At 44.7% G+C, this 12,359-nt stretch carries 9 protein-coding genes; 2 read left to right on the forward strand and 7 right to left on the reverse strand.

Translation table 11 applies throughout. The features are described 5' to 3' along the window. The first annotated feature begins 109 nt into the window (after positions 1-109). A complete protein-coding gene (locus R7E47_RS03205; protein WP_318083711.1) occupies positions 110-1,552 on the forward strand; it encodes a sensor domain-containing diguanylate cyclase in 1,443 nt (480 codons plus the stop codon). Positions 1,553-1,885: 333 nt separating this feature from the next. Further along, the gene (locus tag R7E47_RS03210; RefSeq protein ID WP_017635872.1) at positions 1,886-2,776 is read left to right on the forward strand and encodes an RNA polymerase sigma factor RpoD/SigA; all 891 of its coding nucleotides are present in this window, start codon (positions 1,886-1,888) and stop codon (positions 2,774-2,776) included. 26 nt (positions 2,777-2,802) lie between these two features. Here R7E47_RS03210 and R7E47_RS03215 read toward each other — a convergent pair whose 3' ends face one another. The 7 genes from R7E47_RS03215 to R7E47_RS03245 form a co-directional block, all read right to left on the reverse strand. After that, complete coding sequence (locus R7E47_RS03215; RefSeq protein WP_005375619.1) at positions 2,803-3,177, reverse strand: hypothetical protein; 375 nt, start codon at positions 3,175-3,177, stop codon at positions 2,803-2,805. A 105-nt stretch (positions 3,178-3,282) separates the two neighbouring features. Further along, the gene (locus R7E47_RS03220) at positions 3,283-5,421 is read right to left on the reverse strand and encodes an ATP-binding cassette domain-containing protein (RefSeq protein WP_053307837.1); all 2,139 of its coding nucleotides are present in this window, start codon (positions 5,419-5,421) and stop codon (positions 3,283-3,285) included. Beyond that, positions 5,418-7,004: an ATP-binding cassette domain-containing protein gene (locus R7E47_RS03225; protein WP_005389021.1), complete on the reverse strand. Its 1,587-nt coding sequence runs from the start codon at positions 7,002-7,004 to the stop codon at positions 5,418-5,420. The genes R7E47_RS03220 and R7E47_RS03225 overlap by 4 nt, the downstream gene beginning before the upstream one ends. Next, positions 6,994-8,418, reverse strand: coding sequence for a TolC family protein (locus R7E47_RS03230; RefSeq protein ID WP_025768454.1), 1,425 nt, complete (start codon positions 8,416-8,418; stop codon positions 6,994-6,996). Before R7E47_RS03230 ends, R7E47_RS03225 begins: the two co-directional genes overlap by 11 nt. Next, the gene (locus R7E47_RS03235) at positions 8,393-10,624 is read right to left on the reverse strand and encodes a response regulator (protein WP_104980814.1); all 2,232 of its coding nucleotides are present in this window, start codon (positions 10,622-10,624) and stop codon (positions 8,393-8,395) included. The genes R7E47_RS03230 and R7E47_RS03235 overlap by 26 nt, the downstream gene beginning before the upstream one ends. Positions 10,625-10,627: 3 nt before the next feature. Continuing rightward, positions 10,628-11,977, reverse strand: a complete 1,350-nt coding sequence (locus R7E47_RS03240) for an HlyD family type I secretion periplasmic adaptor subunit (protein WP_033906830.1) — start codon at positions 11,975-11,977, stop codon at positions 10,628-10,630. Positions 11,978-11,986: 9 nt separating this feature from the next. Continuing rightward, complete coding sequence (locus tag R7E47_RS03245; RefSeq protein ID WP_170893388.1) at positions 11,987-12,355, reverse strand: hypothetical protein; 369 nt, start codon at positions 12,353-12,355, stop codon at positions 11,987-11,989. Positions 12,356-12,359: the final 4 nt, after the last annotated feature.

The following is a 12,359-nucleotide window of genomic DNA, read 5'->3' on the forward strand; positions in this document are numbered from 1 at the left end:
TTAGATTCATATCAATAAGCGTCACTTCCTGTCTTATGCAACTCTACTATATCTTTAGTCTAATCAAACAGCCGAGATTATGGTTTAAAAAGACTGGTGAGAAGTAGGTATGTCATCGACGAGTTATGGTACTTATGGTTGCAAATGTAAAAAAGCGTGTGCTTCTTTATTACTACTGTGGCTGTCCATTTGTCCGATGGCGCATGCACACAAGGCAGAGTCTCATTCTTTAATTGTTGCTAACTCCAAAGCGTGGAAGCCGTTCTCTTACCTTAGCCCAGATGGTGAACCTAAAGGTGTTTTAATCGACTTTTGGAAAGAGTACGCGGCGAACAACCAAATCGACGTTCAGTTTCTCCTTTTGGATTGGGATGCTTCTTTACAAGCCGTAAAAGAGGGTAAGGCTGACTTTCACGGAGGACTTGTCTACTCGCCCGAAAGAGCGAAGTATATGGACTTTGGCGCAGTCATAATGCCTATCCAAACCAAATTGTACGTAAATAAAGATGTACTTTCGGTTGATATCAGGAGTGTTTTAACTGGCGAAATGACGCTGCCAATTGGCGTTGTTAAAGGAAGTTACGAGTCTGAGTTTGTTCAGACGAATTATCCGAATGCACCTATCGCAGAATACATTAACAATGATTCGATGATACAAGCCGCCGTCGATAAAAAGGTGCTGTACTTTGTTGCAGACCTGCAAGTTGCTAACTTTTATATGGCAACCACGCCGGGAGCGGGTATGTTTGTCCCGACAATTAGCTTATATAGTGAAGATCTTCGGATTGCAGCAGGAATGCACAGTGCAACTTCCATTTTAGAGGTATCAAGAGCGTTTGAAAAAGTCATCGATACGGATCGTGAGCGGATCCTCACCCGTTGGAGTGTGGTGAAAACGGTTTATCCACTTTATCTTTTCCCTATTGCTATTTTCATTATGGCGATTGCAACGCTTTATCATATTTTTGCCCTCAAACGTATGGTTGCTCTTCGGACAAGGCAATTAACGATTGCCAATCAGCAATTGCTGGAGATGACGTTGACGGATTCTCTCACAAAGCTATACAACCGTAGACACCTGATTGAGCAATTGGCGCTACTGAATCATTTGAAGCGAAACTTAACGGTGATGGTGTTTGATATTGATGATTTTAAATCAATCAATGATCGATATGGCCACCTTGCTGGAGACCGAGCAATAGTTGCCATCGCAGAAGCCGCTAAGTCGATGATTGATGACCGAATGACATTGGCGAGAATTGGAGGAGAAGAGTTCGCACTCGTTACGTCGTCTCTGTCAGAGCGAGAAGCACTCAATTTTGCCAATATGCTTTGTAAAGCCGTTTACGATCAGCCTGTTATACTGGGTGGACAAGCAATTCATTTGAGTATCAGTTTGGGCTGTGCTTACTATCCTGAGTTTACCCACATCGTGAGCTTGCAAGATGCTGACGAGTTGATGTATCAAGGTAAGTCTGAAGGAAAGAATCGTGCAGTTTTCCAAGTTATAACAGACTGTCAGCTTCAACCTGCGCTTCGTCAAGTGAATTAGGTCTCGCTAATTCAACTGATACTTCAAACCATCCTCAAGCCTCAAAGGTTTAGTCAGAGTAACGTGGTAAGCGTTGACGATTACGTTGCGTTGTTTTCTTTGAGGCCAATTTGCGTACAAATATTCGCACTTTCATATATATAACCCCCCACCTGCTCACGTTTTTATCATAGAAGCAGTAATTGTTTTAAAGTGATAAGCGATTTCTTGGTAAAGATCAGAACCCCTGTCTACACTCAGTGTAAAGTAATGCATATAAAGCATGATGCATACGGTGTTGTACAAAAACAATTAAAGAAGATAAGAAATAAGTTGGCTTGAGAAGGACGGGGAATGAACAACGAATGCTTTGCTAGGTTCCGAGCTGTCACGGATGAACTGTCAATGAAAGAATCGTTGTCAGTTGGGAAAGACCCTTATGCTCACTATCTCAAAGATATTGTGGGGATTGATTTGTTGTCTCGTGAAGAGGAGTTGCATTACGCCAAACTTAATCGAGCTGGTGATGAAGAAGCGCGCGAAATGTTGATTGAGTCTAATCTTCGACTTGTTGTGAAAATCGCAAAAGGCTACCTCAAACGGCCAGGCAATAACTTTACTCTGCTCGATTTAATAGAAGAAGGTAACATTGGTTTGATAAAAGCGGTCGATAAGTTCGATCCTGAGCCAGGCTACCGTTTTTCTACTTATGCGGTATGGTGGATTCGCGAGAATATAGAAGCGGCATTAATGAACAATGGCCGCACGGTACGTTTACCTGCTCATGTGTGCAAAGAGATAAATAGCCTGGCTTTAAAAAAGCTCGATGCGTCAAAAAGTGAGAGCAAGGAGTTGTCTATTTCTGAACTCTCACGCTGCTCAGGGGTGAAAGCAGAGCGTATAGATGAACTTGTTGCTCTTAGTGGTTTTATTGATGTATCGACCACTGCGGACCTTCATCGTGTTCCATTTGTTCTTGAACTGTGTGAAAGTGAGTATACGCCAGATCCACAACAAGACTGTGAAAACCAGTGCTTTACTCAAGCTATTGAAAATATTATTAAAACCTTGCCAACTAAGTTGCAGAAAGTCTTAATCCATCGATTCGGATTATTTGACCAGAGAGTGAAAACCTTGTCGGAAATAGGCCTGTTATTAAACGTATCTAACGAGCGTGTTCGTCAGATGCAGATAGAGGCGGTTGAACGCGTGCAGAAACGTCTCCGATTCGATGGTTGGGTTTAAGATTTTTAGCCCCTTATCCTAGCTGATTAATTTACTGGCTTGCTACTCTGTTCTTCCGTAAGTAACAGCAGCTCAAGCTGTGCTTTAGCTGCTGCCTCCAATCTCCATACACTCAATAATCGGTTAAGTGCTGCGCGATAAGTACGACTTTTGAGTAAAAAAGCGAGCGTACTTGTGTAGTTGTTTACGACTTGCGCTTGTGTCTCGACCAAAGCAGTTTTGTTTTCGATGTCGATGTGTTGAAGGTTAAAGTCAGGAAGAAACGCACACTCATACCATACCTCTACAATTTCACGAATTTCGAGTTCTTCTTCAGGCACGTCGAAGTCTTGTAACTGGTAGTTTTCTGGTATCGTTGATAAATAAACCACATCCAATTTGTCTGCAACAAATGTATACATCGGATTCCTTAGTGTACGCGCTTACAGAGTAAATAGTCTCATCGTTTACATTTTTGTCAATGACCGTGCTCAAGTATGAATGATGAACCACACCACATTCCGAACTTAACTTAGACTTTTTAAGTACTTATCGGTTAACCCGAAATACTTCAGGTTGCCATCTGGCTCCAAGACTAAGCTCATATTGGATGTAGAGATCATGCCCGGATCATTCGTTGAGAAAATAACGGTCTTATTGAGTAGTTTGTCGCTAAATAACCGCTTGAAGTAGTGGGAATTTTCTTGCTCTGCACCATTAAATGGCTCGTCAATGATAATCAAAGATTGTTCGCAGTTGCCTAGCCCTAATGCGAGCCGCAGTCTTTGTTGAATACCATTTGGTAAACTTTTACAGATATCAACGCTCAATTGAGTGTCCAGGCCTTGTGGCAACCATGTATCGAGCTCAAAGAAACTCACCATTTCACGCATTTTTTCTGTTGGGATTAACCCATTATGCAAGATGAAGTTAGTCTCCAAGGAGCCTTCAAAAATATGCAGGTTAAACGGGATGTAGTTAATCGAGGTTCGATAGCGGTAACTGTTGAATTGTTTGATGTTATAACCGTCCACCGAAACTGAGCCTTGATAGCGTTCCTCTAGCCCAGCGATAATAGAAATGAGCGTCGTTTTACCGCAACCTGTTGGTCCACAAATCACAACTTTTGCGCCCGGTGGAATTTTAAAACCAAGATTAGTTAAGCCTGTTGCCGCACCACTATAACGATGGCTCACACCAGAGCCGACGATACTACCTTGAAAGAGGCGAATAGGGGGGCTTTTCTCTAACGTTAGCTTATCGTCATTCATCGCCATAAGGTTGTTGATTTGCGCAGAAGACGCCTTAATGGATTGGAACTTAGAAATAGAGTTGTAGATGCCCATAATAGGCCCCAACGCCTTCCAGACTAAAATTACGGTAGCAAGCATTGCACCTGCATCGGAGGTGCCGTCCATCACGCCGATAACGGCCGCGACGATACTTGCGGTACCAATAACCTGAATCAAACTCCCGCCTGCTGCCTGAACCCTGCTATTAGTCACTGAAACATGTTCTGCATCGCTGGTGCTTTGTAAATGCGATGCGCTAAAGCGGGACTGGATAACACGCAATAATGGCAAGCCTTGGATGGTTTTTATACCACGAAGAATCTCATTCCATTGGTAAGAAACCATGGCGTTGGCGCGAGAGCTCTTGGACGTGGCTTGCGAGTAGATGTAACGAGAATAAACACAGAACACCAACATTAGAATCAACCCCGCCATAACGACTAGCGCTGCGGTACCAGACATAAGAGCAATGGCAATAATGAATACGATAACAAACGGCATGTCGAAGTAGCTTAATGTTGACTCTGCGGTTACCAAACGGCGGAAAGTGTCGATGTCCTTCAATCGTGCTAACTGAGAAGAGACACCAGCGGTAGATGTCATCGAATAAGGAAGCCACAACAGTTTGGATATTACGTTTTGAGAAATATGCACCGCCAAATCCTTTCCTGATGTGGCGATGATGTTGACCCGCATTTTCTTGAAAAAGTATTCCGAGAACCCAACAATCACAGCAAATAACGTGAGCCAATAAAGCGTGGCTTGCGAGCTAGAGGTTAAGGCGAAGTTGTACACACTCATAATAAAAAAGGGCTGGAGTGCGCCGAGAATGCTGACCACGAAGCTGAGAATAATCAGGCTTTTGAGTTCATTGTTGTAGCGATAAAACGCGTATTTAATCCAGTTACTGCGGTCTTGAGATTCAGGTGGCGGTTCTCGGAATAAGCGGGAGTATTCGCTGATCGAGACCAACAAGCACGGCTTCTTGCAGAGCGGGTATTCAATGGTGTTGTTATTTGTGTAATCAAACAGGATCAGTTTGCCGTCTTTAGTGCCCAAGAAAATCGCAGTGAGGTTTTCTATCTCGATAAAACAAGGATGAGGATGCCCCTCGATGTGCTCCAACGTTTTTAGTTTGGTGACGTCACAACGGTAACCAAGGCGTTCAATCGTAGCGATAAAACTGTCGCTGTCTTTTGGTTTAGGGATAAAAGCGTCGCTGAGGATAGAAGGTGTGCCTTCCCATTCAAGCGCTATGAGGGTGTAAGCTAAACCACGAATCAAAGGTGACTCATTGTATCGCTCGTCATAACTGCGAGCCTCAAAGTCCAACAAGCGCTGAGGGACATTATTAAAATCAACCAAAATACTCATTGGTCACCTCCGGTAAGTTTGACGCGTTTGAGGCGATGATTGAGTTTGTCCATCTTGTTGCTGACGATGATGAGGATTTTGTCGTTGGCGCGATAGGCGGTGCTGGTCAAAACCAATCGAGCAAAGTCGTCATCATAAACACAGTCGATGTCGTCGAAGATCAACACACGTTTGTTCGCGAGTAAGGCACGCACTAACAACAAGGCATAAGCGACTTGGCGCGAGAATGGGTTGCGTAAATGTCCTTTAAGCTCGGTGTAAAAACCAGCGGGAAGGGCATCGATTTGTGCCTTGATGTTCATGGTTTCGCAAAGCGCAAATGCCGTGTTATTTAAGCTCGGGCGGAAACAAGTCAAGTTGTCGATGATGGTGCCTTCGACGAACGAACTGGTTTTGTCGACCATGAGCACGCTATTACGCCAGACGTTGTAGTTGACGTCATCGAGCGGTGTCTCGTTGATTTGGATATCGAGCTTGCTGTCGGTGTTTTGCCGCGTAATGCAATTGGCGAGGTGGGTTTTACCTGCGCCGCTTTTCCCCGTCAGCAAGTAAGCCTGACCGCGTTCAAACTCAATGCGTTGTTTTTCCGAATACTTCACCGAGATGCGCTCGACTTCCGTCGTGTCGTTTTGTTGTTCTATAGATGCAGCAAGCTCAAGCAGCTCGGCGATACGTTGAATATGAAGCTTGTTCAACTCCCATCGACTCACCGTGCGCATTACTTGCTGGTATGGCGCGAAGTAGCGGTTGGTAAGCATGATGATGGCAGCCATGATGCCTTGGCTCGATTGCATGTTGATAACTGCCGTTGCCAAAACCACCACCACACAAGCGATGGAGAGCTGTTGTATGAGCGACAAGATAAGGTTGAAGTTTGATTCAATTTGCTCGTATTTGATGTTCTCGACTTCACGTTCTTCCACCATTTGTGTCATCAAGCTCTCAACGCGATATTCCATATTGCGCGCTTTGATATCGAGTGGGCTAGAGATGATCTCGATGATTTTAGAAGTAGTTAAGCCTTCGATGTCGGATTTGTTTTCTAAGCTGTTGATTTTCTGCTTGGAAAGACTGAGTGCGAACACCGCCAAAATGATGGAGGCGAGCAAGATGGTCACTCCCGCCCAAATGTTGATCACACCGATAATCAGAATGGTCAGTATGCTGACGGCAAGGTTGATCAATGCCCGTACAGATTCTCCGCCAAAGAAGGATTTAATCTCTGGAATGGTCGCAATACGCTCTAGGTATTCACCGGGTTCTAGACGACGAAACTTCGATATCTCAGCCAAACAGATTGATTGAAACACCTTGTTGGTTAAGTTGGTTTCGAATTGCTTCATGATCACCGACGAAATCTTCTCTTCCTGATTCTTTAAGTGATAGTCGAGGAAGATGGTGATCAAGATAATGGCAAACAGAAGAAACAGCGTGTCTTTGGCTTGGTTAGGTAAAACACGGTCAAAGATAATAAGAATCGAAAAGGGCAGCACTAAACCAAACAGTGTTGAGATGACCGTTGAGAAAGTCAGATAACACTTGTCAGCAAAGTTAATCTTTTGGGAAAAGTGCTCAGTTTGCATTGCGACCTCCTTTCTTAATCGATGGTTTAGAGAGAAGGTGTTTTGGAACTAAGTCTTGATTGCTTCTGCCTTCGATATCGCTCATCAACTGCATGATGCTTTCGATAGATTGAACCGATAGCATGCCTTTGATTTGCTCAAGATTGATCGATTCAATGATGTAGTCATAGCGCGCGCTCTCGTAATCACGTAGTGCGCTGAACAGTTTACTTTCCGCTGCCAGTAAGTCGGTAATGGTTCGCGTACCAAGCTGATAGGCGCGTTGAATGCCTTTGTAGGAAGAGTAGTTGGCACGGATGATGTTCTCGTAACTGCTGATGGCGCGGGAGAAGTCGTTAATGTTGAGTACTGAGGTGTTAACGCTATTGCGCGTCGCGAACAATGAATCTTGGTACAGCAGCTCGGTTCGCTCGATGGCAGTCGACGATTTTTGATAACCGTAGTAATCCGAACCGCCGGAGAAAATTGGCACATTCAAGTTCAACCCGACGCTGGTCGAGTTACTGTCCCCTGTTGCGGTTGGGTCGGTTCGGTCATAGTTGTTCGCATCGTCGTAACGGTAACTGGCAGAGAGCGATACGGTCGGCACAAAGTTTGAACCGCTTTCTTTCAAGCCTCTTCGGCTGCGCTCGACGGTTTTCTTCGCAACCAATAAGTCGTTATTGAGCTTCAAAGCTTGTTCAAGAATCTCACGTTGTTCGGATTCGCTGATTTCCGCCAAGGGCACGCTTTCGTAGATGTCCTGTGATGGGGTGACTGGGTATTGAACTTGAATCTCTAAACCGTTCAAAATTACGCGCCGGTCTTTCTCTAAGGTTCTTAAGCGATTGGCAATGCCTTCTTTCTGGGCAATTACCTCATACAACTCGCTCGCCGCAGTGTTGCCAAGTTCCACGTTGCGACGCATTTGGCGCTCACGTGTTTCAGACGATTTAAGTTCTACTTGGGTGGCTTTGATTTGCGCGTTGTTTTTGAGGTATTCGAAATATTGCGTCGCGATTTCAGAAATGGTGCTCTGGATTTTGTTCTCGTGTTTGATTTCTTCAATGTTGAAATCAAGCTTCGCGGTGCCGTATTTAAAGATGTCACCAAGGTTAAACACCGATTGGGATAAAGACACACTGTAGCTGTTCGAGTTGTAGCTAGAACGTGTATCCGGTGTTCCCGTTAATATGGTTTCGTTTTCATTCCATGTGGTATCAGCAGCACCGTTTAAAGAGGGTAGAAACTTAGAACGGCTAATGTCGATGTTGTATTCGTTTTCTTCCACGCCTTTGTCACTAGCGCGCAGAGATAAATTGTTTTCCAAGCCGAGTTTGACCGCCTCAAGCAAGGTGGTCGCCATTGCCGAAGGAGCGTTGCTCAATGTAAGCGCTGCCAATACACAGCTAGTTAAGTTTCTGTACCGCCACATACTTGTTGATCACCTTGATGATTTCGTCGTTTTTATAAGGTTTGCTGATCACGTAATCCATTCCAGCTTCGATACAAGCTTGGTGTTCATTACTGCTGGTCAATGCTGTCGCACCTATAATGGTGCAAGGGTTCTGTCCGCTCTCTTGTTCGTATTGTCGAATGCGTTTGGTCGCTTCAATGCCGCCCATGCCCGGCATGATGCAGTCCATAAAAATGATGTCTGAGCGCTGATTCATGAAATGCTGAACGGCGTCTGCGCCATCGCCAACGGTGTCGGCTTCGTATTCTTGCTTGCTCAAAATACGTTTGAGTAGAATCTGTTGAACACGGTCATCCTCCACAATCAGGAATGAGCTGTTCTCCATCTGTTCTTCAGAGGCTTCCGCTTCCATGATTGCTAATAGGTTAGGGATGAACTCATACGGAATCGCGGGGGAGTTCAGAATCTTGTCGACAAAGGTATGACTCTCTTGTGCTTGCTGAGTGCTAGTGACTGAAAGCAACAACTTCGTGTTCGGGTGATTGCGCAGTTGCGATTTCACCGTTTTGCTCAGTGAGGGCAGCTTGTTTGGCTCGAACGTGTCGGTCAGCATGATGGCATCGTATTCGCCAAAGGTTTTTGCAGCAGAGAAGAGTTCGTTCGGCGTTCGAATTGGCGTGATCTCCAAGCCCAAGTTGACTAACATTTTGTTCATTACATCAATGCGCAGCTGAGAGTTGGCACACAGCAACAAACGCTTATTGTCGAAGCGAGTTTTCTCGGTGTGGAAGCTTTTGGCTTTCAAATCGAGCTGAATTTGAAAACGTTCCTGATTGCCCGATTGATACCAATGGCTCTCGTAATAGCCATAATCTTTCAGTACGCTTTTAGCCAAATCGTCTTTGGTTGCAGTGTGCTGTTTATGGTCGCTCCAGTGTAGGGTATTGAGCTTGGCAAACGGCACATCCAGTGTGGTTAAGAAGTTTAGATTGATGGTCAAGCGGGTATTTTCAATGTCTGTCGCCGCACCTGATTCAATGGTGACAAACAGTTTCTTGTCGGCTTTGAGTTGGATGGCATTTGATAGCTGTAGGAACAACACCCAGAATAAGCTGGTAGATTGTCCTTCAACACGGTTTGGTAAGTTATCTGAGATAAAGCAGTCTAGCTCACCTTCATTTCGCTGCACTTTTGAACTGATGTGAATCATCAATTCAGACAGTACATTCAGCAGTGAAAACTCTTTCGATTTGCTCTCGGTCCCTTGTGAAATGAGTCGGTTGTAGTTCTCTGCCAATTCAGACAGGGTATTGGCAGCCGAGGTTATATCTTGCGCCATCAACACTCCGCTCTCATCGGTCTCTTGAACGAGATATTGCACGCCGCCGTTAATGGTGTTGGTGATGCCACGAATCTCGTAACCAATCAGAGCATAGAGCTGCTTGTAGAGATCGTTATTGCGTTTTTGCTCTTCGAGTTTGCTGAAAATCAGTTTTAGGTGTGAGTAGATCTGACGCTGCTTAGGATTGATGCTCACTTCATTCAGCAACTCTTCCAACCTTTGTAAATCCAGTAGTTTGAGTTCTTGATAAAGCTCATCGAATTCTTGGTCAATGTCACGCTCATTCGAGCTGGATTTTTTCAGTTTAAGGATTGCCACCAAGTTCGATAGCACTGCGATACCAACCAGTACGACAACGACCACAAACAACCAAATGAAGAACTCGTTTTTCTCCATCATTAGGTCACTCGCATGGTTGTTAAATATGGTCCGGTAGTTGTCGTCCATTTGTAGGTAGTTATTGGTGAGCGAGAGGTACAGTGCCAACACATCGTCGCGTGTTTTTTGGCTGTCTGAGAAGCGATTGATTGCCAGTTCAAGCTGCGTGTATTCGGTCGCGCCCACCAAGCTAAACTCGGTTTTGTTGAGTGACGCGAGCGACTTAAATTGGTCAATTTCGTCTTTCAGAACCTCAAAATCAAGCTCTGTTGTACTGCAATAACGCGCGCTTAAACAGCGTTGAAGCGTTTGAATATCAAACTCGATAGTTTGGTTGAGCTGTTGAGCTTGAACCAACAGAGGCGCGTTTTGCACTTTCTCGACTGAATCCACTTTTTCCCAAGAGATATACAAATAAAAGGCGAGGGCAGCCAGCATCAAGCTGAAAGCGATGCTTAGGCGCATAACAGGAACGGAAATATTGTAAGAAGGTTTGCTACTCATCCATCACCTCTCATCGAATGCGTCTTCGATAGCCGACATAACCGGCTTCGCTGCGTATTCGATCACCCGGCGTGAACCTGTTTTCACGTCTGCGGTAAACTCCATATAAGGGGACAGCTTGTATTGTGTGCCTCCGCGCTCTAGATAGTTTTGACTGATTTGGATTTCCGCGAGATAGAATTCAGCGTCTTCTTCTTCATAAGAAGAACGGCTGATCGATGCAATTCGACCTTCCAAAAATCCGTATTTGGCAAAGTTGTAGGTATCCATCTTCACTTTGACCGCTTGTCCGATTTCTACAAAACCCATGTCTTTACGCGGGATCTTCGCCTCTCCGTGAAGGGCGTTATTGATCGGTGCAATGTCCGCGATGCTTTCACCTGGCGGTATCACAGCGGAGCGGAAATTGAAGTGCACTTTATCTACTACACCGTCAATAGGGGCGTAAACCACGAGGCGATCCACTTTATCTGAGTGTTGAGGACGTAATATACGTTTCAACTTTAAGTCCTTGTTTGCTTGAATGATTTGTGCTTGATACTCGGCATTACGATTCTCCACCAAGTCTCGGTACTGCTTCTCTAGTTTGTCGAGTTGGAAGCGCTCATTCATGACCGACTCATCAAGGTTTTCAATCTCACGCACCATGTTTGACTCTTGAACCTGCATATTCAGAACATCGACGTAAGACGCCATTTCCTCTTTGTACAAGGTGTTCTTAATATTGAGCTGCTTGCGTATTAAGGAGAGCTGGTTCTCGGAGCTTTTACGGCGCTTGAGCATTGAATCAATAAGCGAATTCTTATGTTGGATATCGTGAGTGATCAACTCTTCATTGGAACGGTTTTTAGAAAATTCTTGCTGCCAGGTATTCATGTTGACTTGCACTAATTCTGGGTACTTTTCGATGTAGGCAGAAAAATCGGGTTCCACCATATCGCGCAGGCTTTCGTAACGAATCTTGTCTAGCTCAAGCTGAATGATCTCTGTGTTTACCGTATCAAGTTGAGTGTTTCTATCCAGAGAGCGAAGGCGTGCAATAGGTTGACCTTCATAAACCACTTCGCCTTTGCGCACTAGCATTTCTTCTAGAATACCGCCTTCAAGGTGTTGCACTTTTTCGATGTCAGATTCGAGCAATAGCTCACCGCGCACCGACACCACAATGTCGATACGAGCCTGAGATGCCACGGCGATAGCCACCATGGAAAGCAAAAAGATAACCAGCAAGGTTTTGTGTACGCTGGTCATTGCACTGGCTAGCACGATTGTATCGTCTGCTGTTACCTTCGAAGCTTCGTTGTTCGAAACGAGTGCCTTTTTGAGGTGATGTTCTATTTGCTTATTACTCATGAGCCACCCCTACGATTCACTACCTGTGCGGCTATCGATTGAATTTTCGATTTTTAACAGCTGGCTAATTTGTTTGTTTACGTTGTTAAGCTCGGTTTTAACGTCCTCGATCAATTCATTAGGAGCAGGGAAATGGTGTTTGTTTAAGTGTTCAAGCTTTGCCAATTTTGGTGGTAAGTCGTCATCACATAACAAGACGAAAATGGTCTTTAGCCTTTTTGAATAACATCTGAGTGCTTCAAAACGGTTTTGTTTATGCAGCATCTCAATATCAATCCCTGCATCACTGAAATCTTGGTAAAAATCGCCTAATAGCAATTGCAGCCCCTTATGGCTGTTGTCGACTGAGCGCAACAGATTTGTCATATTTATCATTATCCCA

The sequence above is a fragment of the Vibrio sp. Vb1026 genome, assembly GCF_033338745.1.
Classification (GTDB): Bacteria; Pseudomonadota; Gammaproteobacteria; order Enterobacterales; family Vibrionaceae; genus Vibrio; species Vibrio alginolyticus.

Coding starts and splice junctions, on each gene's coding strand:
- R7E47_RS03240 (WP_033906830.1), bottom strand. CDS start 11,977: ATGAGTAATAAGCAAATAGAACATCACCTCAAAAAGGCACTCGTTTCG.
- R7E47_RS03230 (WP_025768454.1), bottom strand. CDS start 8,418: ATGTGGCGGTACAGAAACTTAACTAGCTGTGTATTGGCAGCGCTTACA.
- R7E47_RS03215 (WP_005375619.1), bottom strand. CDS start 3,177: ATGTATACATTTGTTGCAGACAAATTGGATGTGGTTTATTTATCAACG.
- R7E47_RS03225 (WP_005389021.1), bottom strand. CDS start 7,004: ATGCAAACTGAGCACTTTTCCCAAAAGATTAACTTTGCTGACAAGTGT.
- R7E47_RS03205 (WP_318083711.1), top strand. CDS start 110: ATGTCATCGACGAGTTATGGTACTTATGGTTGCAAATGTAAAAAAGCG.
- R7E47_RS03220 (WP_053307837.1), bottom strand. CDS start 5,421: ATGAGTATTTTGGTTGATTTTAATAATGTCCCTCAGCGCTTGTTGGAC.
- R7E47_RS03235 (WP_104980814.1), bottom strand. CDS start 10,624: ATGAGTAGCAAACCTTCTTACAATATTTCCGTTCCTGTTATGCGCCTA.
- R7E47_RS03210 (WP_017635872.1), top strand. CDS start 1,886: ATGAACAACGAATGCTTTGCTAGGTTCCGAGCTGTCACGGATGAACTG.